Annotated in this window: 21 protein-coding genes; 12 read left to right on the top strand and 9 right to left on the bottom strand. The window is 68.0% G+C overall.

Going from position 1 to position 22,337, the window contains the following annotated elements; all coding sequences use genetic code 11:
* Positions 1 to 26: 26 nt before the first annotated feature.
* The 5 genes from FOZ76_RS13925 (at position 27) to FOZ76_RS13905 (ending at position 4,192) form a co-directional block, all read left to right on the top strand.
* The gene (locus FOZ76_RS13925; protein WP_143948879.1) at positions 27 to 518 is read left to right on the top strand and encodes a YciE/YciF ferroxidase family protein; all 492 of its coding nucleotides are present in this window, start codon (positions 27 to 29) and stop codon (positions 516 to 518) included.
* Positions 519 to 597: 79 nt separating this feature from the next.
* Positions 598 to 1,386: an HpcH/HpaI aldolase/citrate lyase family protein gene (locus tag FOZ76_RS13920; RefSeq protein WP_143948878.1), complete on the top strand. Its 789-nt coding sequence runs from the start codon at positions 598 to 600 to the stop codon at positions 1,384 to 1,386.
* Positions 1,387 to 1,538: 152 nt separating this feature from the next.
* Positions 1,539 to 2,360, top strand: a complete 822-nt coding sequence (locus FOZ76_RS13915) for a CPBP family intramembrane glutamic endopeptidase (RefSeq protein WP_143948877.1) — start codon at positions 1,539 to 1,541, stop codon at positions 2,358 to 2,360.
* An 88-nt stretch (positions 2,361 to 2,448) separates the two neighbouring features.
* Positions 2,449 to 3,006, top strand: a complete 558-nt coding sequence (locus tag FOZ76_RS13910; protein WP_143948876.1) for a cupin domain-containing protein — start codon at positions 2,449 to 2,451, stop codon at positions 3,004 to 3,006.
* Positions 3,007 to 3,100: 94 nt separating this feature from the next.
* Entirely contained in the window at positions 3,101 to 4,192 is a 1,092-nt protein-coding gene (locus FOZ76_RS13905) for a malate/lactate/ureidoglycolate dehydrogenase (protein WP_143948875.1), read from the top strand.
* A 16-nt stretch (positions 4,193 to 4,208) separates the two neighbouring features.
* On the opposite strand, the gene glmS is transcribed toward FOZ76_RS13905, so the two are convergent.
* Complete coding sequence (gene glmS / locus FOZ76_RS13900) at positions 4,209 to 6,044, bottom strand: glutamine--fructose-6-phosphate transaminase (isomerizing) (RefSeq protein WP_143948874.1); 1,836 nt, start codon at positions 6,042 to 6,044, stop codon at positions 4,209 to 4,211.
* 159 nt (positions 6,045 to 6,203) lie between these two features.
* On the opposite strand from glmS, the gene FOZ76_RS13895 reads away from it, so the two are divergent.
* The 3 genes from FOZ76_RS13895 to FOZ76_RS13885 all read left to right on the top strand — a co-directional run bounded on the left by FOZ76_RS13895 (position 6,204) and on the right by FOZ76_RS13885 (position 9,208).
* Positions 6,204 to 6,719, top strand: coding sequence for an Lrp/AsnC family transcriptional regulator (locus FOZ76_RS13895; protein ID WP_143948977.1), 516 nt, complete (start codon positions 6,204 to 6,206; stop codon positions 6,717 to 6,719).
* Positions 6,720 to 6,865: 146 nt separating this feature from the next.
* Positions 6,866 to 8,068: an MFS transporter gene (locus tag FOZ76_RS13890; protein WP_143948873.1), complete on the top strand. Its 1,203-nt coding sequence runs from the start codon at positions 6,866 to 6,868 to the stop codon at positions 8,066 to 8,068.
* Between the two features lie 96 nt (positions 8,069 to 8,164).
* Positions 8,165 to 9,208 carry an RpnC/YadD family protein gene (locus FOZ76_RS13885; RefSeq protein WP_143948872.1) on the top strand — a complete coding sequence of 348 codons (1,044 nt, stop codon included), beginning with the start codon at positions 8,165 to 8,167 and terminating at the stop codon, positions 9,206 to 9,208.
* Between the two features lie 20 nt (positions 9,209 to 9,228).
* Here FOZ76_RS13885 and hydA read toward each other — a convergent pair whose 3' ends face one another.
* The 7 genes from hydA to FOZ76_RS13850 form a co-directional block, all read right to left on the bottom strand.
* A complete protein-coding gene (gene hydA, locus FOZ76_RS13880) occupies positions 9,229 to 10,659 on the bottom strand; it encodes a dihydropyrimidinase (RefSeq protein ID WP_143948871.1) in 1,431 nt (476 codons plus the stop codon).
* A 40-nt stretch (positions 10,660 to 10,699) separates the two neighbouring features.
* On the bottom strand, positions 10,700 to 11,515 hold the full coding sequence (locus FOZ76_RS13875) for an SDR family NAD(P)-dependent oxidoreductase (RefSeq protein WP_143948870.1): 816 nt from the start codon (positions 11,513 to 11,515) through the stop codon (positions 10,700 to 10,702).
* 16 nt (positions 11,516 to 11,531) lie between these two features.
* On the bottom strand, positions 11,532 to 12,527 hold the full coding sequence (locus tag FOZ76_RS13870) for an NAD-dependent epimerase/dehydratase family protein (protein WP_143948869.1): 996 nt from the start codon (positions 12,525 to 12,527) through the stop codon (positions 11,532 to 11,534).
* Between the two features lie 49 nt (positions 12,528 to 12,576).
* A complete protein-coding gene (locus tag FOZ76_RS13865; RefSeq protein WP_143948868.1) occupies positions 12,577 to 13,356 on the bottom strand; it encodes an ABC transporter ATP-binding protein in 780 nt (259 codons plus the stop codon).
* Between the two features lies 1 nt (position 13,357).
* The gene (locus FOZ76_RS13860; protein WP_143948976.1) at positions 13,358 to 14,167 is read right to left on the bottom strand and encodes an ABC transporter permease; all 810 of its coding nucleotides are present in this window, start codon (positions 14,165 to 14,167) and stop codon (positions 13,358 to 13,360) included.
* Between the two features lie 114 nt (positions 14,168 to 14,281).
* Positions 14,282 to 15,283, bottom strand: coding sequence for an ABC transporter substrate-binding protein (locus FOZ76_RS13855; RefSeq protein WP_143948867.1), 1,002 nt, complete (start codon positions 15,281 to 15,283; stop codon positions 14,282 to 14,284).
* A gap of 381 nt (positions 15,284 to 15,664) precedes the next feature.
* On the bottom strand, positions 15,665 to 16,387 hold the full coding sequence (locus tag FOZ76_RS13850; RefSeq protein ID WP_143948866.1) for a GntR family transcriptional regulator: 723 nt from the start codon (positions 16,385 to 16,387) through the stop codon (positions 15,665 to 15,667).
* Positions 16,388 to 16,505: 118 nt separating this feature from the next.
* Between FOZ76_RS13850 and FOZ76_RS13845 the strand changes: the two genes are divergently transcribed.
* Entirely contained in the window at positions 16,506 to 17,234 is a 729-nt protein-coding gene (locus FOZ76_RS13845; protein ID WP_143948865.1) for a maleate cis-trans isomerase family protein, read from the top strand.
* A 50-nt stretch (positions 17,235 to 17,284) separates the two neighbouring features.
* Here the strand turns inward: FOZ76_RS13845 and FOZ76_RS13840 are convergent, their stop codons facing one another.
* Entirely contained in the window at positions 17,285 to 17,899 is a 615-nt protein-coding gene (locus FOZ76_RS13840) for a TetR/AcrR family transcriptional regulator (RefSeq protein WP_143948864.1), read from the bottom strand.
* A gap of 204 nt (positions 17,900 to 18,103) precedes the next feature.
* Here FOZ76_RS13840 and FOZ76_RS13835 point away from each other — a divergent pair, with 204 nt between their 5' ends.
* The 3 genes from FOZ76_RS13835 (at position 18,104) to FOZ76_RS13825 (ending at position 22,332) form a co-directional block, all read left to right on the top strand.
* Complete coding sequence (locus tag FOZ76_RS13835; protein ID WP_143948863.1) at positions 18,104 to 19,258, top strand: ABC transporter substrate-binding protein; 1,155 nt, start codon at positions 18,104 to 18,106, stop codon at positions 19,256 to 19,258.
* Positions 19,240 to 21,114 (top strand): feruloyl-CoA synthase, encoded by a 1,875-nt coding sequence (locus FOZ76_RS13830; protein ID WP_246129505.1) that lies wholly within the window; start codon positions 19,240 to 19,242, stop codon positions 21,112 to 21,114. The genes FOZ76_RS13835 and FOZ76_RS13830 overlap by 19 nt, the downstream gene beginning before the upstream one ends.
* A 174-nt stretch (positions 21,115 to 21,288) precedes the next feature.
* The gene (locus FOZ76_RS13825; RefSeq protein ID WP_170235439.1) at positions 21,289 to 22,332 is read left to right on the top strand and encodes a LysR family transcriptional regulator; all 1,044 of its coding nucleotides are present in this window, start codon (positions 21,289 to 21,291) and stop codon (positions 22,330 to 22,332) included.
* Positions 22,333 to 22,337 lie beyond the last annotated feature (5 nt).

Below are 22,337 nucleotides of genomic sequence, written 5' to 3'. Positions count from 1 at the left end.
GAACCCTTGTCTTTGCGGAGGAACTCATGAAGCACGACGGATTTCGAGACATGTACATCGCGGAGCTGCAGGAACTGCGGTCCGCCGAGGCGCTGATGGCCGACGGCCTGAACGCGCTCGCTGGGCGTGCGGCGGCGCGCGACTTGACGCAGTTCCTGTCGCGCCAGGCGGAGGAAACCGCGCGTCAGTGCGAGCGCCTGGATGCTCTGCTGCAGGCCCAGGGTGCGGAGCCGGCGGCGCATCACGACAGCTCCATGGGCGCCATGCTGCGCGAGGCCGGCCGGTGGAGCGACAGGCTGGACGATCCCGAACTGAGCGATGCGGCGCTCGTGGTGTCCGTGCAGCGCATGAAGCACTACAAGATGGCTGTGTACGGCTCGCTGGCCAGTTGGGCCAGGCATCTGCAGTTGGGGCAGGATAGCGTCACCCTGCAGAACACGCTGGCCGACGAGAAGCGCACCGACCAGGACATCACCCGGCTGGCCGAGCGCACCCTGAACCCTGCGGCCGCGGCCTGAGGCCCCGCCCTGGCCTCAGCTCACCGGCGGTCTGGCCGGCGCGTCGGGACGCGGCCGCCTTCCGATGTGATGAAGACGCATGCGGCCCATCCATTCCATGCTGTTCATTCCCGCGCACAAGCTCGACTGGGTGCGCAAAGTCGCCCGCCATGGGCCCGACGCGGTCATCCCGGATCTCGAGGATGCCGTACCGCCTGCGCTGAAGGACGAAACGCGGGCCCTGACTCGCGTAGCCATACCGCTGCTGCGCGACATGGGCATCGCGCCCTTCGTCAGGATCAATGCGTGGCACGAGGGCGGCAGCGCGGACGGGATGCCGCTGGGCTCGGTCGGCATCCTGCCGCTGCCCGAGACCGCCATCGGCCTGTACGACGCCCGGCAGCTTGCCGCCGCCAGCCGACGCTGCCAGGCCCTGATGGCCCTGGTCGGCGGGCCGGTCTCGGGCGACGTTTCCCGCGCCATGGGATTCCTACCTACATTGGAATGTACCGAACAGCGCTACCTGGCTTCCAAGACCGTCCTGGACAGCCGCACCGGCGGCGCGTCCTATCCCATGGCGAGCATCATCGGCACGCGCCTGGACGACCTGGACGCAGTGCGCCTCCTGTGCCGGCGCGCGACGGCCCTGGGCTTTGCCGGGGCCGTGCCGATCCACCCAGCGCATGCCGGCGTCGCCAACGAGGTCTTTGCACCCACGCCAGCGGACATCGACCACGCAACCGGTCTGCTCCACACGTTGGCAGACGCCGAAGCGGCGGGAAGCGGGGCGGTCAGCTATCGGGGGCAGATGATCGATCATGCGATGCGCGCCCAGGCGCAGCAGATCCTCGCCCTGGCACGCCGTCGGGTTCTGCCGCCAACGGCGTGAGCAGCTTGTCGTCGCCTGGCGCCACCCGCCGCAATCCGATCTGTCGCGGCCTCCAGGCATTTGCGCGACACATCGTGGCATGATGGCGGCCCGTCCTGCTGTCCGGGTCGACGCTTGGCGCGCGCACCGTTAGGCGTCGACCCGGGATCATCATGCCCGTATCCGGACTGTTCTCATCCTGGCCCGCCGCATCCTCGGTTCGACTCTGGCTTGCCGCCCTGGCCGTGGGGGGCGGCCTGGCCTGGGCCTGCGGTAGCCGCCTGGACACTACCGCGCTGGCATGGCTGATCCCGCTGCTCGGCGTCGGTGTGGCCGTCCGTCAACGGGGTCGAGCCGTGCGCGTGGCAGGCCATGCCGTTTTCGTCTGTCTGGCGGCCGCCCTGGCGCTGCATCTGCTGCCCGGTACCGACAACGTATGCGTGCCCTTGCCGCCCCCGCTACCGGGCGCGCCGGCGGCCGGTTTCCACCTCAACCTCGACAAACCCTGGATCGGCGTGTGGCTGCTGCTTGCCTGCCCGTGGGTGGTGCGTACGACAGACGCCGGCCGCGCGTGCCGGACGGTGCTGACGCTGGCGCCGCTCACCCTGGCCGTCTGCCTGGGGTTGGCGAGCGCCTTGGGCGCGGTAGCGTGGGCGCCCGGCTGGCCCGCGGTCGGCCTCTTGTGGGCGGCCAACAACCTGTTGCTCGTCTGCGTCACCGAGGAGCTGTTGTTTCGCGGCTATCTGCAGGGCGCATGGATGCGCCGCTGGCCGACCCGCCCCGTCGTGCCTGTCCTGCTGTCCGCCGCGGTGTTCGGCCTGGCTCACGCCGGCGGCGGCTGGGCCTGGGCCATGCTCGGCGGCCTGGCTGGCCTGGGCTATGGCTGGGCTTTCCTGCGCGGCGGCCTGGCCGCCTCCGTGGCGGTGCACTTTCTGGTGAACCTCGCGCATTTCGCGGGCTGGACGTACCCGGCGTTGCCCGTGCCTGCGTCCTGATCGTCGCTCGAGGCCTCGCGCCGCCACGCCCGGCGCGGGCCTGGAACTTGCCGCAGGGGCCGAGAACTTTGTCTGGTGGGAAAGCCCGATGCCAATCCATACCCTGCACTTCGCCCCCGCGGCGTGCGCGCCCAATCATCCGCGCTGGCCGGTCATCCTGTACCTTGGCGCCATCCCGGCGGACGAAGACGCCGCGCGCGCCTTCGAAACACGCTTCGCCGCGCACGGCTGGCAGGGCGGCTGGCGCGGCGAGGTCTATCCCTACGTGCACTATCACGCCCATGCCCACGAAGTGCTGGGCGTAGCCCGGGGCAGGGCGCGCCTGCGGCTCGGCGCCGAGGCGGGCCGCACCGTGGAGGTCGGGCCCGGCGACGGTATCCTGCTTCCCGCCGGCACGGCCCATCAATGCCTGAGCGCCACCGCCGACTTCGAGGTCGTGGCCGCCTATCCGCCCGGCCAGTCTCCCGACTTGCAGACCGCTCCGGCCACCGAGGCGCAGCGCCGCGCCATCGCGGATTTGCCCGCGCCGCCTACCGACCCGCTGCTGGGGACGGGCGGGGCGGTGGCGGCGCATTGGGCGGGCCATCCGCCCGTATCCGCCGGTAGCGGCAAGCTCGCCACGCTATCGCGCGAGCGGCTATCCTGACGACGGGGGCCCGCACTTCAAGGCCTTCGGCCACCAAGCTCTCACAACCCTGGCGGTGGGTGGCGCTTGCAAAACATAACGGAGACAGTCATTCATGGCGGATTTTCATCGATTCGAATCCGAGCCCCTGTGCGATGTCGTGCGCGAGATCGTGCGAGGCTTCGGCAGCGATGCGCGCGAGGTGGACCTCGTCAGCGAGAACCTGGTGCGGGCCAACTTGTATGGCCATGACTCGCACGGCATCGGCATGCTGCCGCGCTATGTGGAGGCCTACCTGGAAGGCAGCCTGAAGCCCAACGCGCAGCCCCGGATTCGCATCGATCAAGGCCCCATGCTCGCCCTGGACGGGCAGACTGGCTTCGGCCAGTCGATCGGCCATGCCGCCATGGCGATGGGTATCGAACGCGCGCGCGAGCACGGCACCTGCATCATGGCGCTGGGCAACGCCCATCACCTCGGCCGTATCGGCGAATGGGCCGAGATGGCCGTCGCCGCAGGGCTGGTGTCCGTCCATTTCGTCAACGTGATCTCGCGTCCACTCGTTGCCGCATGGGGCGGGCGCGACGCCCGCCTGGGCACGAATCCGTTCGCCATCGGGATACCGATCGAGGGCCGCGAGCCTTTCATTCTCGACCTGGCCACCAGCGTGATCGCGCAAGGCAAGGCACGCGTGGCCTACAACAAGGGCGTGCCCTTGGCACCGGGCCAGTTGCTCGACCACGAGGGCCGGTCCACGACCAACCCGGCGCATGCCGTGGTCGGTCCGCTCGGCGCGTTATTGCCGTTCGGTGAACACAAGGGCTTCGGCTTGTCGCTGGCCTGCGAAATCCTTGGCGGCGCACTGGCCGCCGGCCTGGCGGTTCACGGCCCGGACGAAGGCAAGAAGCGTGTGCTCAACGGCATGCTCACCATCCTGATCGATCCGGCAAGGCTGGGCGATGCGCAAGGCTTCGCCGAGCAGACGCTGGCCTGCCTGGACTGGGTCACCGCGTCGCCGCCGCAGGATGGCGTGGAGGCGGTGATGCTTGCCGGCGAGCCGGAGCGGCGGGCCTGCACAGAGCGGCGGGCGCACGGCATTCCGGTCGATGGCGCCACATGGTCGGCGATCCTGGCAGCGGCCGACAAACTGGGTGTCGAAGTGGACCGGTCGACCCGCCATGTGGGCGGCTTGAGCGCCGAGGCATAGCCCGCAGCCAGCCTTTTCACTCCACCGTCACACTCTTCGCCAGATTCCTCGGCTTGTCCACGTCCGTCCCCCGCGCTATCGCGGTGTGATAGGCCAGTAGCTGCAGCGGAATGGTGTGCACGATCGGCGACAGCAAGCCGTAGTATTCCGGGAGCTGGATGACGTACACGCCCGGCTCCGAGGGGATGCGGGTGCCGGTGTCGCCGAAGACGTAGAGCTGGCCGCCGCGCGCGCGCACTTCCTGCAGGTTGGACTTGAGCTTTTCCAGCAGCTCGTTGTTGGGCGCGACGGTGACGACGGGCATCTGCTCGGTGACGAGCGCGAGCGGGCCGTGCTTGAGTTCGCCGGCGGGGTAGCCCTCGGCGTGGATGTAGCTGATTTCCTTGAGCTTCAAGGCGCCTTCGAGGGCGATGGGATAGTGCATGCCACGGCCGAGGAAGAGGGCGTTCTCGCGGCGGGCGAAGGCGTCGGCCCAGGCGATGATGTGCGGTTCGAGCGCGAGCGCGGCCTGGACGGCGCCGGGCATGCCGCGCAGGGCGGCGAGGTGGCCGGCCTCGGCGTCTTCGGTGAGACGGCCGCGCACCTGGGCCAGCGAGAGGGCGAGCAGGAAGAGGGCGGTGAGCTGGGTGGTGAAGGCCTTGGTGGAGGCCACGCCGATCTCCACGCCCGCGCGCGTGATGAAGTTGAGCCTGCACTCGCGCACCATGGCGCTGGTGGCGACGTTGCAGATGGTGAGGGTGTTCTGCATGCCGAGCTTGCGCGCGTGCTTGAGCGCGGCAAGGGTGTCCGCGGTTTCGCCGGACTGCGAGATGGTCACGACCAGGGTGCGCGGATTGGGCACGCTGGTGCGGTAGCGGTACTCGCTGGCGATCTCGACGGCAACCGGGATGGCGGCGAGCGCCTCGATCCAGTACTTGGCGGTCAGCCCGGCGTAGTAGCTGGTGCCGCAGGCCAGGATGAGGACGGAATCGGTCTCGGTGAAGATCGAGTAGGCGCCGTCGCCGAAGAATTCCGGCGTGACGCTGTCCAGGTCCTGCAGGGTGTCGGCGATGGCCCGCGGCTGCTCGAAGATTTCCTTCTGCATGAAGTGCCGGTACGGGCCCAGTTCGGCTGCGCCGGTGTAGGCGGGCACGACGTGCTCTTCGCGCTGGGCGGGGTGGCCGTCGAGGTCGACGATCCACACGCCGCCGGGTTGCACGTCGACGACGTCGCCGTCTTCCAGGTACTGGATGCGCTCGGTGGTGCCGGCCAGCGCCAGGGCATCGGAGGCCAGGTAGTTCGCGCCTTCGCCGCGGCCGACCACCAGGGGCGAGCCGTTGCGCGCGCCCACCACGCGGTGCGGTTCCTCGCGGCAGAACGCGGCGATGGCATAGGCGCCCTGCAGGCGGCGCACGGCCTGCTGCAGCGCCTGGAAGAGGTCGTCCACGTAGAGGTGGTCGACCAGGTGGGCGATGACTTCGGTGTCGGTCTGGCTCTCGAACACGTAGCCGACGGCCTGCAGCTCGGTGCGCAGTTCGTCGTGGTTCTCGATGATGCCGTTGTGCACCAGGGCCAGGCGGGCCTTGCCGCCCGGACGCCCGGAGAAGTGCGGGTGGGCGTTGTGGGTGGCCGGCGCGCCGTGCGTGGCCCAGCGCGTGTGCGCGATGCCGGTCGAGCCTTGCAGGCCTTCGCTGGCGATCAGCGCGCGCAGATCGGCGACGCGGGAGGTGCTGCGCGTACGTCGCGGCTCGCCGTCCATGTGGACGGCGATGCCGCAGGAGTCATAGCCGCGGTATTCGAGCCGCTGCAGGCCTTCGAGAAGGATGGGAGTGATGTCGCTGCCCAGGGCAGCCGCGCCGACGATGCCGCACATGATGTTCTCCGGTAATGCCCGCGCTGTAGGCAGCGCGCCTGATGGCGGGTATTCTGGCGAGATTGGCGAGAAATTAAATTGCAGAATCAAGCCAATATTGGAATGATTCTGTGGCCTTCAATAGACATGAAATTATCGTTCATTGATTGATAGAAAATGGTGGATTCATCCGTCGATAATGCGATCTTGCTGGACGAGCTCGACCATCGCATCCTGGTCCAGCTCCAGCAGGACGCTGCCCTGACCAATCAGGAACTCGCCGAGCGCGTGTTCAGTTCGGCGCCCACCTGCCTGCGTCGGGTCCGGCGCCTGCGCGAGCTCGGAGTGATCCAGGGCGTCGTCGCGCTGATCGATCCGGCTGTCGTGGGCCTGCCGCTGACGGCCATCGTCGAAGTGACGCTGGATGTCCAGTCGGCCGAGCGTCTGGCCGCCTTCGAGGCCAGGGCGGTGGTCGAATCCGCGGTGCTGCAGTGCTACCGGGTGTCGGGCGGGCCGGACTTCGTGGTCATCGTCGGTGCGTCCGACATGGCGGCATATCACGCACTGGTCGGGCGTCTGTTCAACGCGTCGTCGAACGTGCGCAATGTGCGCAGCTTCTTCTCGGTGCATCGCGCCAAGTTCGAGACCCGCGTGCTGCTCGAGCGCGTGGGTGAAGGCGGCGCCGGCGCGCGGTAGAATGCCATCCATACGAACGCGGCCCTTTCCCCGCGTTCGCGTAAGCGTTTACGTCAACCAACGCGCAACCTGCTGCCTGAGCCGGCGGGTGCGCGACGTTGCGGTTGCGCGCCGTACCGGAGGGCAGTCTCTCGGAGCCTGTTCCTATGTCGACGACGACATCTTCCGGTGCGGATCGGCTGGCGCCCCTGTTGCGCCTGAGTGCCGCTCTCTTTCTTGCCTATCTCTGCGTGGCGGTCGGCCTGGCCTCGCTGTCGGTCTACGTGACTCGGCACCTGGGCCTTGGCAACGTGGCCGGCGGCTTTGCCATCGGCGTCGCCTTTCTCTCGACCATCCTGACCCGCGCCCATGCCGGCAGCGTGGCCGACCGCCTCGGTCCAGGCACCTGCCTGCGTCGTGGCCTGCTGATCTATGTGTTGGCAAGCCTGGTCTGCCTGGCATCCGCTGCGCCGGGCCTGGCGGCGCAACCCGCCTACATTGTGCTGGTGGCCGGCCGCGTTCTGCTGGGCCTGGGCGAAAGCCTGGCCATGGTGGGCGCGGTCAGTTGGGGCATGCAGCTCATGGGGCCGGCGCGCTCCGGCCGCGTCCTGGCCTTCATCGGTATGGCCATGTATGGCGCGCTCGCTGCGGGCGGCCCGCTCGGGCTGTGGCTGCTGGGCGTTTCGGGCTTCGCCAGTGTGATGGTGTTCGCCTCGCTCGTCCCGCTGCTGGCATGGTGGTGCGTGCGCACCCTGCCCGCGAGCGTGTCCACCGGCACCGTGCCGCGCGTGCCCTTTCGGCAGGTGCTCGGCCGCATCTGGCGCGAAGGCGCCGTGGTCGGCCTGCAAGGGGTGGGCTTCGCCGCCTTGGGCGCCTTCGTGCCCTTGTATTTCCTCGCCCAGGGCTGGCCGCACGCGGGGCTGGGGCTGACGGCCTTCGGCGCGGGCTTCGTGGCGGTGCGACTCCTGGCCGGACACCTGCCGGATCGTCTCGGCGGCCGGCCGGTTGCGTTGTGCTCGCTGGCGCTCGAGGCCGTCGGCCAGGCGCTGCTCTGGCTGGCACCGGGGCCTGGCGTGGCGCTGGCCGGCGCCTTGCTCACGGGCGTCGGCTGCTCGATGGTGTTTCCCGCCATGGGCATGGAAGCCGTCAGACGGGTCCCGGCATCGCTGCGCGGCACGGCGGTGGGCGGTTTCGCGATGTTCCAGGACATCGCCTACGGCGTGACGGGGCCGCTGGCGGGCATGCTGGCGAACCGGACGGGCTACGCCAGCGTATTCCTGGCGGGCGCCGTATGCGCGCTCCTGGGCTGGCTCCTGCTGGCGGTCCCGGCGCGCGCGGGAGCGTCCGAAGCGCGATCCGAGCCGTCCTGAGCGGGTCGCGCGCGGCCGGTGCGCAGAATCGTCAGCAGTCGACGTTCGCACCGCCAGCCTGGACCGTAAGCTGGGCCTTCGATAGTCGGAGACCCCATGCCCCATGCCACCACCGATGCGAAGGCGATGCCGGCATCCGCCGGCACAGGCGCCGAGCCATCCGATCTCGATGGGCACTGGAAGGATGCGCTGGAGCACTATGTCGAACCCTGTCTACGGTTGTTCTGGCCGGCGTTGCACGCGCACATGGACTGGACGGCCAGGCCGGTCTTTCGGGACAAGGAGCTGCAGCGCCTGGCGGGAGCGTCCCGCCGGGGGCGGCGCTATGTCGACAAACTCGTCGAGCTGCGCTTGCGCACAGGCGTCAAGGCGCTGCTGCTGATCCACATCGAGGTCCAGGCGCGCCTGGATGCGGCCTTCCTGTCGCGCATGTATACCTACCATTACCGCCTGCGCGACCGTCATCCGGAGCAGGACATCGTCCACCTGGGCATCCTGACCCGATCCCGCGCGGGTCCGTCACGGCTCGCCTACCGGCTCGCACCACTGGGCGGGGGCTTCGGCTACCTGGAGTTCGTGTTTCCGGTGGTACATTTGGCCGGCTGGCGGACGCGGCGCGAGGCATTGCGGGATCTGGCCCGCGACAATCCCTTCGCCGTGATGGTGCTCGTGGAGCTGGATGCAAGCGACACGCTGGCACGCGCGCCGCGTGCCAGGCTGCAACGCAAGGTGGCGCTGATGCGGCTGCTGTACGACTACGGCTATGGCGAGGCCGACGTGCAGCGCCTGTTCCGTTTCATCGACGGGGTACTCGCGCTGCCGGCACCGGAAAGCCTGGCCTTCACCGAGGCTGTCGCGCGCCTCGAAGGAGAATTCGACGTGAGCTATGTGACCAGTGTCGAGCGGGTCGGCATCGAGAAGGGGTTGGCCATCGGCCGGGCCAAGGGCCGGGAAGAAGGTCGGGAAGAAGGTCGGACGGCCGGTCTGCGCCAGGCATTGACGGAATTGCTGGTCCGTCGATTCGGGCCGCTGCCCGATGCTGCGGCCGCGCGCGTGAGCGCGGCGTCGGCGGCCGAGTTGCAGCGGGCGCTGGGCCGCGTCCTGGAAGCCGACACGCTGGAGCAGGTGCTGTCCCGGTAATTCAGCCGGCGCCGGCGCGCTCAACCCCGCGCCGGCAGCAGTGTAGGCATGCCGCAGCGCAGGAAGCGACCCGCGCCGCGACGCGGCAGGAACGTGCGGCCGTCCCACACCACGTCACCGCCGACCAGGGTGAGTCCGGGCCAGGCGCGCAGTGCGATGCCTTCGTAAGGGGTGTAGTCCACGTCGTGGTGCAGCATATCGTTGCGCACGATGACGTCGCGCTCGTCCCATACCACCAGGTCGGCGTCGGCGCCGATGGCGATCGTCCCCTTGCGCGGATGCAGGCCGTAGGCCTTGGCCGGGTTGGTGGCGGTCAGTTCGACGAACTTCTGCGGCGTGATGCGCCCGCCCAGCACGCCTTCCGACCAGAGCAGCGGCAGGCGCGTTTCCAGGCCGGGAATGCCGTTCGGGATATGCTGGAAGGCGACTTCCTGTCCGCCCGGCTTCTTGCCGTGCTCGCCGTCGTAGCGGAAGGGGGCGTGGTCCGACGAAAAGACGGTGAACGTGCCGTCGGCCAGGCCGCGCCAGATCACTTCCTGGTTGGACTTGTCGCGCGGCGGCGGGCTGCACACGCAGCGTGCGCCGAGGTAGCCGTCCTCGGGGCTTTCCAGGCCGAGGTCCTCGGCGGTGAGAAAGAGGTACTGCGGGCAGGTCTCGGCGAAGATCGACAGCCCCAGGCCGCGCGCCCAGCGGATCTGCTCGACTGCGTCCTTGCCGGACACGTGCACGATCAGGATGGGCACGTCCACGAGCTGCGACAGCGAGATCGCGCGGTGCGTCGCCTCCCGTTCGACCAGCATGGGCCGGGCGTGCGCGTGAAAGCGCGGCGCGGTCTTGCCCGCGGCTTGCAGCCGGCGCGTGAGCCATTCGATGCAGTCGGAGTTCTCGGCGTGGATCATGGCCATGGCGCCATGGCGGCGCGCCACGTCGAGCACGTCGAGGATCTGGCCATCGTCCAGCTTGAGGTCGTCGTAGGTCATGTAGATCTTGAACGACGTATAGCCTTCCTCGATCAAGGCCGGCAGTTCCTCTTCCAACACCTTGGGCGTGGGGTCGCTCACGATCAAGTGGAACGCGTAGTCCACGTGGGCCCGGCCTTCGGCGCGGCGGTGATAGTCCTCGACGGCGGCACGCAGCGAGCTGCCTTTTTCCTGGGCGGCGAAGGGAATCACCGTGGTGGTGCCGCCGCAGGCGGCCGAGGCCGTGCCGGTGTCGAAGTCGTCGGCCATGCGCACCGGCGGCGGCGAGGGCTGGTCGAGGTGGCAATGCGCGTCCACGCCGCCGGGCGTGACGTAGCGCCCCTGGGCATCGACCTCGCGGGCGCCCGGTGCGAGCCCGGTGCCGAGCGCGGTGATGACACCCTCGCGCACACCGATATCGCAGGTGAAGACATCCGCGGCGGTGACGACGCGGGCGTTGCGGACGACAAGATCGAAGCTCGTAGCGGACATGGTGTGCGTTCTGTGGTGCGGAAGGTTCTGTCTGTCGGTGTCAGGCGGCCATCCAGCCGCCATCGACCATGAGCTGGGCGCCGGTGATGAAGCTCGCTTCGGCGCTGGCAAGGAAAAGGACCGCGTTCGCGACGTCTTCGGAGCGTCCCAGGCGCGGCCACGGCGTGCGCCGCGTTGCGCGGTCCATCACGGCCGGATCGACGGCGCGGCCGCCCGCGCCCGTCTGGATCTTGCCGGGCGCGACGGCATTGCACACGATGCCCTGGGCGGCGTAGTCGGTCGCGATCTGGCGCGTGAGATAGGCCACGCCCGCCTTGCTCGTGCCGTAGGCGATGTCCTGCGGGGCGGCGATCATGCCGTGCTGCGAGGCGAGGTTGACGATCCGGCCGCGCACGCCCTCGTCCTCGTCGGCCAGGGGCGTCTGCGTGAGCATCTGCCGCACGGCGGCCTGGCAGCAGCGGAACGCGCCGGACAGATTGACGTCGAGCACGCGGTTCCAGTCGTCTTCGCCCATCTCGAGCAGCGGACGGGCGTGGCGGATGCAGGCGTTGTTCACGATCACGTCGAGCCGGCCGTGGCGGGCCACCGTGTCGGCGACCAGGCCCTCGACGTCGGCCAGGCTGGCCACGTCGGTGCGACGGTAGACCGCATGGTTGCCGTCCTCGGCGATTCGTTCGGCGGTGGGCGCGCCGCCCTCGATGACCTCGCTGGTGATGTCGGCCACGACGACGTAAGCGCCGTGCGCGGCAAGCAGACGGGCGGTGGCGCGGCCGATGCCGGAAGCCGCGCCGGTAACGATGCAGACCCGGCCCGGCAGGCGTCGGGCGTCGGCGGGAAGGGCGTAGGAAGCGGGCATGGCGGCGATGGTGTCCTCAGGGGGCGGAGCGTTGCGCGGCGTTCTGGGCACGGAACCAGGCGAGGTAGTCGTCGGCCGCGGCGGGCAGGTCGTAGCGCGGTACGAAGCCGGTATCCGCGCAGAGCCGGCCGATGTCCATGGAAGCCCTGTCGTAGGGTGCGTAGTAGTCGATGTTGGCGTCCTCGCCGTCGACGGCGACGCGCCAGTCGGCGGTGGGGAAGGCCTGCTGCAGATACGCGCACCAGGCGCTCATGGACCATTCGAAGCCGGCCGCCACGTTGTACACGGAGTGATGCAGCACCGGAGCCTGCGCCAGGGCGGCGAGCCCGGCTGCGGCGTCGCGCACGTACAGCCAGTCGCGCCGGCTGTCGCGCGGCAGCACGACCGCCTCGCCGCTGGCGGCGAGGTGCAGCGCCTGCAGCGGAGCGCTGAGCGTATCGCGCACGCCGGTGTCGGCCTCCCATGGACCGAAGCAGGTACCCAGACGTGCGACGCGCACATCGAGCCCGTAGAGATCGGCCAGCCGCAGGGCCCCGGCCTCGGCGGCGTGCTTGGTGATGCCGTACAGCGCCTCCGGCTGCAGCGGAGTGTCGGTCTCGTGCAGGCGGGCGCTCGCCCGCCCGCTGTGCCCGTAGGCCGAGCCCGAACTCACATGGACCACGCGCGCGACGCGATGCGCCGCCGCGGCGGCCAGCACGTTCCAGGCTCCTGCCACGTTGACCTGGGCGATGCTGGCGGGGTCGCCGCGCTCGCGGCGCGCGCCTGCCGTGACGGCCGCGAGGCTGACCACGCGGCTCGGCCGATGCTGGCCCAGCGCGCGATCCAGGGCGCCGGCATCGCACACGTTGCCGCGCACGTGCACGTAGCGGCCCGGCAGTGCCCGGAAGCGCTCGCTGGCCGAAGCGGGCAGCGCCTGCACGTCGTAGCCGACGACTTCCTCGCCGGCGCCCAGCCAGTGCTCGGCGAGCGCCAGCCCCACGAAGCCGCAGGCGCCGGTGATGAAGGTGCTCACGTCAGCCTCCTCGAGGGCAGCGCGCGTCGGCGCGTAGGGGGTGGTTCATCTACGCCGCCTGTTCCAATCGGTGTTCGGACTCAGGGCGCAGCAGGTGCAGGATGTGCCGCTTGTAGTCGTTGAACTGGGCCGAGGTGGTGTCGCGCGGGCGGTCCAGGTCGATCGGCAGCAGCTCGCGGATGCGCCCCGGGCGCGCCGACATCACGGCCACGTGGGTGCCGAGCGCGAGTGCTTCCTCGATGCTGTGGGTGACGAACACGATCGTGCTCTGGCTCTCGCGCCAGATGCGCACCAGTTCGGCGTGCATGTCCATCTTGGTCTGCTCGTCCAGCGCGCCGAACGGCTCGTCCATCAGGATGACTTCGGGGTTCATGAGCAGGGCGCGGGCAATGCCCACGCGCTGGTTCATGCCGCCCGACAGTTCGCTGGGATAGTGGTTCTCGAAGCCGCGCAGCCCCACCATGTCGATGAACTTCTGCGCGCGCTCGCGGCGCTCGGCCTTGGGCGCGCCGGTCATCTTGAGGTGGAAGGCGACGTTCTCCCAGACCGGCAGCCAGGGCATCAGGTTGGCTTGCTGGAACACCACACCGCGATCCGCGCCGGGTTCGGAGACCACGTGGCCGCCGACCTTCACGGTACCGCTGCTCGGATGGTCGAAGCCGGCGATCATGTTGAGCAGGGTGGACTTGCCGCAGCCGCTGGGCCCGAGCAGGCACAGGAATTCGTTGCGCTCGACGCGCACGTTGACATTGTCCAGCGCGATCACCGGCTTGCCGCGCTTGGGGTCCTCGAACAGACGGCAGACGCGCTCGATCTCGATCAGTGCCATATCAGCTTTCCTTGGCCTGTAGGGTGGAACCGCGCTGCCAGCGCAGCACGCGGGCGGAGATCGCCTTGATCGCGAAGTCGCTCAGGAAGCCGAGCAGGCCGATGGTGGCCATGGACGCGATCACGATGTCATAGCGCAGGAAGTAGTACGAATCCCAGAGCACGTAGCCCACGCCGCTCTTGACCGCGACCATCTCGGCCGTGACGGTGAGCATCCAGGCCGACCCGATGGCGATGCGCAGGCCCGAGAAAATGCTCGGCAGCGCCGCCGGGAAGACGATGTGGCGCAGCAGCATGCCGGGCTTGCCGCCGGCCATCGCACCGGCGCGCAGCAGGTTGCGGTCGACCGTCTTCACGCCGTGGATGGTGGACAGCAGGATGGGAAAGAACGAACCCAGGAACACCAGGAAGATGGCGGGCTTGTCGGCGATCCCGAACCAGATGATGGCGAGCGGGATCCAGGACACCGGCGGTACCGGGCGCAGCACCTGCAGGGTGGGCTCGATCAGCTTCTCGACCACGCGCGACCAGCCGATCGACATGCCGAGCAGCACGCCCAGGGCGGTGGCGATGCCGAAGCCCGCGAACACGCGGCCCGCGCTGGCGGCCACGTCCGACAGCCACTTGCCGCTGTAGTTCTGCGTGTTGCCGTCGACCGCGAAGATCCAGTCGATCCAGGCGACGATGACCTGGGAGGGCGCGGGCAGCAGGGCGGGTGGCAGGATGCCCGAGCGGGAGAAAAGCTCCCAGCCGACCAGGACCAGGACCGGCACGATGGCGCGGTCGATCCGGCGGTACAGGCGGCGTGCCATGGGCACGGAAGGTTGGGACATGCTGGAGGAGCGGGCGGGCACGGTGCTCATGGGCGGGCTCGTTGTCGGTGGTGACGGCCTGCGCCCCGCCGTGCGGGGGCGCAGGCCGGCGGTTCAATCGCCGAGTTCGGACTTGGGCTTGCCGGTGGCGGACTCGAGGAAGCTGTAGTCCATGTTCTTCTCGATGGCGGCGCTCACATCGGAGTTGATGTAGTTCAGCTCGCGCATCATCTGGCCGATGGCCACGGCCGACTCGCGGTACATCTTGTAGTCGGGGTAGAGGTTCTCGACGGCGCCGGCGGCGATCTTCTCGTCCAGGCCGGTGATATTGTGGATGGTCTCGACGAAGAGCGGCTTGTCGGCGGCCATCTTGTCGTTCACCGCAATGACGGCCTTGACCGCCCCTTCGACGCCCTTGGCGTTGTTCTTGACCACGTCCGAGCGGGTGACGATGAGGTTGGTCAGCTTGCCGGCCGCCTGGTCGTAGGGATAAGTGAAGAACTTGGCGGCCTCGACCTGGCGGATCTGCGTGGCGAACGGATCGACCGAGGTGATGAGCTCGACTTCGCCGCGGCGCAACGCCTGCACGTGGTCGGACGGATTGGGGATGTTCACGAACTGCACATCCTTGTTGACGTCGATGCCCTGCTTGGCGAAGGCGCCGCGCATGTGCAGGTCCTGGGCGTTGCCGCGCGAGGCCGCGACGCGAAAGGGCTTGCCCTGGGCCTTGTAGTCGGCGATGACGGCCTTCAGGCTGTCCCAGTCGTTCTCCTGGATCGGCAGGCTGTTGCCGACCAGCACCTGCGAGCCGCCGTTGATCTGGCCCGAGATGGCGACCATGTCGAAGCCGCGATCCAGCGCCGTGGCGTAGTGCAGGTAGGTGATCTGGGCCACGTCGATGCTCTTGGAGAGCAGGGCGGTCATGACGTCGTTGCCGGTGTTGAACTGGATGGCTTCGATCTTGACGTCCTGGGCGTACTCCGGCAGCAGGCTCAGCGGTGTGCAGTGCGCGCACTTGGCGTAGCCGAACTTGATCGTCGGCTCGTCGGCTGCCTGGCTTGCAAAGGGCAGGGCGGCCGCCAGGGCCAGGGACAGCTTGATGAGGGAACGGAACATGGACAAACCTCGGAAAGGTTGGAGGGACGGCAGGCCACGCTGGCCACTGGCAAACCTTATGCAGAATCCATGCCAGTTTTGTATCCAAAATGGCGCGCCAATGTATCCGATTCCATTCTCACCCGCGACCGGCCATTACGGAATGGGTGTATCTACCACGTACACAAAAACACGCTTTCGTGTATGCACCTAAAAGAGGCGTAAAAAGGAGGGTGCGCGATGATGGTGCATGTGCGATGCACCGTCGGCTGGCGTGCGACCGGCGTTCGAAGCGGAACGTGCGTAGAACGGCGCAAACGCCGCCATGGCGACGGACTGCGGCCGGCAGGCAAGCCGTGCCGGCTTACCTCATGTCGGAGGAGAAACAGCGGGAGGGAGGGCTCAGCCGAGCAGAACGTCGGCCAGGTCCACTTCGCGCACCTGGTTGCGATCCAGGCGCAGCGCGGTCTCGATGTGATGCAGGTGCTCGTCCATGAGGGCCACGGCGCGTGCCGTGTCGCCGGCCTCGATGGCCTCGACCAGGAGCATGTGGTCGTCGTTGGGGCAGGCCGACTGGACCGGCGCGTCGAAGGTGAGGATCGCCAGGCAGGTGAGCGGGGTGAGTTCGCGCATCATGCGCGCGAGCAGGCTGCTGCCGGTCAGCTCGGCGAGCAGGACGTGGAACTCGCCCGACAGCCGGACCGCGCGGGGCCGGTCGCCGTCCACGTTCGCCTGGCGCTCCTGCAGCACCAGCGTGCGCAGGCGGTCGACGGCATCGCCGGCCCGGCCGGCGCGAATGTGCGCGATCAGGCGCTGTACCACCGAGGGCTCGAGTGTGCGGCGCACCGCCAGTACGTCGCGGGCTTCCTCGGCCGTCGGCGTCGCGACGAAGGCGCCGCGATTGGGTACGAGCGTCACGAGCTGCTCGACCGCCAGGCGCTGCAGGGCGGCTCGCACCTGGGTGCGGCTCACGTCGAAAAGCTCGGCCAGCTTCTCTTCCGGCAACTTGGTGCCCGGCAGCAGGCGATGTTCGGAGATCGCGCGATAGACGCGCTCATGGATGTCGTCGCGCGAGACGGGCGGCGTGGAGCGGGCGGCTGGGCGAAGTTTGGTGGCAACGGACATGGGCTGGGAACAGGCCGATCGATGAGCTTCAGTGTATACAAAAATAGTGTGTTTCTAGTACAAATAAGCGCGCACTGCACGTTGCGCCCGCCCATTTCGTCTCATTCCGGATTCTCCCATGACGCGCCACCTTCTCGGCATGCTCACCCCTTCCTCCAACACCACGCTGGAACCCGTGACCTCGGCCATGGTCGCCGACGTGCCCGGCGTGAGCACGCACTTCAGCCGTTTTCGCGTACTGGAGATCTCGCTGTCGCAGCAGGCCTTGGGGCAGTTCGATCCCACGGGCATCCTGGCGGCGGCCATTTTGCTGAAGGACGCACGTTGCGAGGTCATCGGCTGGAACGGCACTTCCGCGTCCTGGCTGGGCTTCGATACCGACGAGCGGCTGTGCGAACGCATCGAGGCCGAGACCGGCGCCAAGGCCTGCACATCCGTCCTGGCGCTGAACGAGGCCCTGCAACTGGCCGGCATCACGCGGCTGGGCCTGCTCACCCCTTATCGCTCCGACGTGCAGGCGGCCATCGTTGCGAATTATGCACGCAGCGGCATCGCGTGCACCGAGCGCCACCTGGGCATCCAGGACAACTTCTCGTTCTCCGAGGTGACCGAGGCGCAGGTGCGCGAGATGGCGCATGATGTCATGCGCGGTCCCGCCGGATCGCGTCCGCAAGCGCTCACGGTGCTGTGCACCAATGTGCGGGCCGCCACTTTCGCGGCGGAACTGGAAGAAGAGCTGGGCGTGCCGGTCTACGACAGCATCGCCACCGTGGTCTGGAAGGCGCTGCGCCTGGCGAACGTGGAAACGGCCGGGCTGCGGCGCTGGGGGAGTCTGTTTGCGTTGTAACGTCCAGACATTCGGTGCCATGCGCGTCCTGGACGTCGCCTACCGGGCCGTCAGTCGGCCCCGCCGGCACGTCCTGCGGGCGTGTTCAACAATATCCACTCCATGAACGCCCGGCGCTCGCGCTTCTGGCGGTCGCTGCCCTGCGCGGCCAGCAGGGATTCGGCGACTTCGTAGCCGTACAGGGTGAAGGCGCGCAGCCGGGCTTCGGCCAGTTCGAGCCCCAGCGCGGTGAAGCATTGCGCGATGTATGACAGGCGGGTGGCGTCGACTTCATCGACTACCTTGCGCGCCATGGCGTCGCGCCTGGCCCAGGCCCGGATCGCCAGCTCGGTGTCTGCGGCCCGCCGGGCGGATGGGCCGCGAAACGGCAGCGAGAGCAGATCGCGGATCTGCTCCTCGGGGCTGGTGCGGCGGCGTTCGAAACGATCGATGACCTGTTCGGTGGCCGCATTGCGCCAGGCGGTGAGTATTGCGTCGAGCAGCTCGGTGCGGCTGCGAAAGTGCCAGTAGAAGCTGCCTCGGGTCACGTTCAATTGTCGGGACAAGGCGTCGACGCGCACGGCATCGATGCTCTTCTGCGCGAGTACGTGCGTGGCGGCGGCCACCCAGTCGTCGCGGCTGAGGGGGCCGCGCGAGCCGGCGGACTTGGAAGCGGTGGCGGACATATCTCGGATCACTGCGAATTTCCATACAGTATTGCATGGTGTGGACGCAGTGCCGTTCATCCAGTGCATGTGGTTTTCCCTAGGAATGCTAGGAGAAACCCGCATTTTACGCGTGAACTATCTTTCATGGCTTGGCTTCCAGTGCTAGCGTAGCGAAAAAACATACACATGTGTATGTGTATGGAAATCCAAGGGAGACATGGCATGAAACTGGATATCCGCGGCTGGATGGCCGCTGCGCTCGTCAGCCTGGGAGCGGCCTCGCCGCTGGCCCACGCCCAGCCGGCCGGCGTCACCATCGGCCTCACGCTTTCCACGACGGGGCCTGGCGCCTCGCTCGGCATTCCCGAGCGCAACGCGTTCGAACTGCTGCCCGATACGCTGGGCGGATTGCCGGTACGCTACGTCGTCCTGGACGATGCCACCGATCCCGGCGCGGCCTCGCGCAACGCGCGCCGGCTGGTGCAGGAGCACCGGGTCGATGCCATCGTGGGCTCGTCGACCACGCCGGCGACGCTGGCCGTGACGGCGGTGGCGGCCGAATCGGGCACGCTGCAGATCGCGCTGAGCCCATTCCGGCCCGCTCCCGAGGTGTTCGACTGGGTGCTCTCGCTGCCACAATCGATTCCCGTCATGTCTTCTGCCCTGTTCGACGATATGAAGGCACATGGGGTGAAGACGCTCGGCTTCATCGGCTTCGCCGATTCGTACGGGGAAGTCTGGTTGAACGACGTACGGCCGCGCGCCAAGGAGGCCGGCATCGAGCTGGTCGCGGTCGAACGCTACGCGCGCACCGACAGTTCCGTCACGGCACAGACACTCAAGCTGGCGGCGACGCGGCCCGACGCGGTGCTGGTGGTGGCAAGCGGCACCCCCGGGGCGCTGCCCATGGTCGCGCTGCGGGACCGTGGCTACGCCGGCCGCATCTATCAGACGCATGGCGTGGCCAACAACGATTTTCTGCGCGTGGCCGGCAAGAGCGCAGAAGGCGCGGTGATCCCTGCGGGCGCGCTGCTGGTGGCCGAACAACTGCCCGCGGCCCACCCGAGCAAAGAGGCTGCAGGCAGCTTCGTACGCCGCTACGAAGCCCGGCACGGAGCGGGCTCCCGCGATCTTTTCGCGGGCTATGCCTGGGATGCCTACCTGATCCTGGATGAAGCCGTGCCCATGGCCGCCAGGAAGGCCAGGCCGGGCACGGCCGAGTTCCGCACGGCGTTGCGCGACGCCGTCATGGCCACGCGCGGCCTGGCCGCCTCGCACGGCGTGATCAACGTGGCGCCCGAGGCGCATTCGGCCTACGGCGAGGACGGACGGGTACTCGTCACGGTGGAGGAGGGAAAATGGAAACTCATGCCTTGAGCCGCTCGATGCCGAACGGATTGTTGAGCGTGGCACGCGCGCTGCCTCGTCTGGGCACACCCCGGATCACCCGGGAGGACCGTCCGGACGGCAGCTTCGTATTGCGTTCTCGCGAGCCGCTAGGCCCGTATGATGCGCGCATCGGCGACTGGCTCCTGCGCTGGGCGCAGCGCACACCCGAGCGCATGTTCATGGCTGAGCGCGTGGGCGCAGGCGCAGCCAGGCGCTGGCGCAGCGTCAGCTATGGCGAGGCGCTGGAGGAAGTGCGCCGCTTGGCCCAGGGGCTGCTCGCCCACTGCCGGACGGGAGACGGCCCGGTCGTGGCCGTGTCGGACAACAGCCTGAACCTGGGCCTGCTCGGACTGGCCGCGCTGTACGTCGGCCGTCCGCTGGCTGTGGTCTCTTCGTCGTATGTACGGATGACGCGCGACCATGCGCGCATCCACGCCATCCTGCAGCGGCTCGATCCTGCGCTGGTGTATGCCGAGGACGGCGAGATCTATGGCCCCGCTCTCGCCGGCAGCGGCTGCGCCGCGCCCCAGGTCTATGCGCGCGGCGTGCCTGTGGGCGGCTTGGCCTTCGACACGCTGCGCGAGCGCGCGCCGGGCGACGCGGTGGAGGCGGCGCACGCCCGCGTCGAGCCCGATACGGTTGCCAAGCTGCTCCTGACGTCCGGTTCCACGGGAAGCCCCAAGGTGGTCGTCAACACCCACCGCATGCTGTGCGCCAACCAGCAGATGATTGCGCAGTGCTGGCCCTTTCTCGGCGAAGCCCCGCCCGTGGTGCTCGACTGGCTGCCCTGGAGCCACACGTTCGGCGCCAATCACAATTTCAACCTGGTGCTGCGCAACGGCGGCAGCCTCTACATCGACGACGGCCGGCCGACGCCCGAGCTGGTCGAGCGTACGGTCCAGAACCTGCGCGACGTGCGCCCCACGCTCTACTTCAACGTGCCGCGCGGCTTCGATGTGCTGCTGCCGCACCTGGAGGCGGACGCCGGCACGGCGCGGGCGCTATTCGCCCGGCTGGATGCCTTGTTCTATGCGGCCGCGGCACTGCCGGCCTCGGCCTGGCGGCGCCTGGAGGCCTGCGCATCGCCGCATCGCGACCGGCCATTGTTCTTCACGACGGCATGGGGGGCGACCGAGACCGCCCCCTTGATCACCAGTGCGCACTTTCCGCTGGCCGAGCCCGGCAATGTCGGCGTGCCTGCCCCGGGACTGGAACTCAAGTTCGTGCCGGCGCGCGGCAAGCTGGAGTTGCGGGTGCGGGGTGTCTCGGTCTTTCGGGAATATCGAGATGATCCCGAGCGCACCGCGGCGGCATTCGACGAGGAGGGGTTCTATCGGCTGGGCGACGCGGGCCGGCCGGCGGACCCGGCCGACCCGTCCGCCGGCGTGCTCTTCGACGGCCGCGTCGCAGAGGATTTCAAGCTGTCGTCGGGTACCTGGGTGTCGGTAGGACAACTGCGCCTGCAGGCGGTGTCGGCGCTGGCCCCGTTGGCTCAGGACGCCGTGGTCGCCGGGCACGACCGGGACGAAGTGGGCTTGCTGCTGTTCGCCTCGCCGGCCATGCGCGCCTTGGCCGGCGACACGGCGGGCACCGCGACCGGGGAGGCCCTGAGCGGGCATCCCGCCGTGCGCGAGGCTGTGTGCGCACGGCTCGCGCCCCTGTACGCGGGTGCTGGCTCGTCGCAGCGCGCCGCGCGGATACTGATTCTTGCCGAGCCGCCGAGCATCGATGCGGGCGAGATCACCGACAAGGGCTATGTGAACCAGCAGGCGGTGCTGGAGCAACGCGCCGCGGAGGTCCAGCGGCTGTATTCGGACGATGCTTCGGTGATTCGGCTGGCGTAGGCAAGGCATTCAGGCTCATGGCCAAGGCGCATCGCGCCTTGCGCCGTACGCGGATGTTCAAGGCTGGGAGGGTTACACTCCCGACGTGTCCAAACCCGTTTGGTTCGAGAAGATCCTCACCTTGATTTCGGAATGGGCGGCGAATATGTGGTATGCCTTGGAATAATTGCGAGAATGGTGGACGATTTTCTATCATCAGGGTCGAATCTAAACCTTTCCATCAGGCTGATAGAGGCGTTCCTGACGCTGGCGCGGACGAAACAGTTTTCTATAGCGGCAGAGCAATTCAACGTAACTGCCTCTGCGTTCAGCCAGATGATTGCGCGCCTCGAAGAGGTCGTGGGTGCACGCTTGTTCGAGCGGAGTACGCGCTCTGTGGAGCTGACCCGCGAGGGCGAAGTATTCGCTCGCGGCGCTCACAGAATAACGGCGGAGGTGAGAGCCACATTGCGCCAGGTGCGGGAGATCGCAGGGAGCGAGCCGAGAATCGTTGCGATCGCGGCACCGCCGGCGTTTTGCGGCGCCTGGCTGCCGAAACAGATGGAGGCCATCAAGAAAAAACATCCAAGCCTTCTCTTTCGTCTGCATGATGCGTTCTCAAACGACTGTCTGGCGATGGTTCGCAATGCCTCGGTCGATTTCGGACTCAACTCCGTTGCGGGCGATGCGAACGAATATGATGCGACCTTGCTGGTCAATGAAAGGATGTATGTCATTTGCCCGGCAGATGACAAACTCGCTGCGAATTCTTCGATTGAGCTGAAGGAATTGGCGGGACGTGAGATCACCCACATGCTGCCGAGCGGCAGCATGTGGCAGAGAATCCACCCATGGTTGGCCGAGGTGGGCGCCATAGAGAACGGCATTCACGTGACCCATATGGGCACGCTGGCCGGATTGGTGGCCTCAGGTTTCGGGATAGGAGTCATTCCCGCGACTGCTGCGTCACTGAGCGTGAGACCTGGTGTGAAGATAATTCGAATTCGTGATCCGAAGGCGTTTCGGCCGATATACCTCATCAAACGCAAGAACTCTCCGTTGTCTGCGGGTGCCCAATTGGTCTGGAATCAATTGCTGGCAGCCGCCACCAATGAGATCACAATGGAGTCGCTTGATCTTCCGGACCCCCCGGCCGCTGCCGAATCGGCTGAGGATCACCCGCAGGGGCCGCCCGGTGGCGCGGGCGCGAGGCGCGCCCGCCGCGAGGCAGGCCGTTGATTCGG

The organism is Verticiella sediminum, assembly GCF_007558815.1.
In the GTDB taxonomy this organism is placed as follows: domain Bacteria; phylum Pseudomonadota; class Gammaproteobacteria; order Burkholderiales; family Burkholderiaceae_B; genus Verticiella; species Verticiella sediminum.
This window is presented reverse-complemented; position numbering and strand designations above follow the sequence as displayed.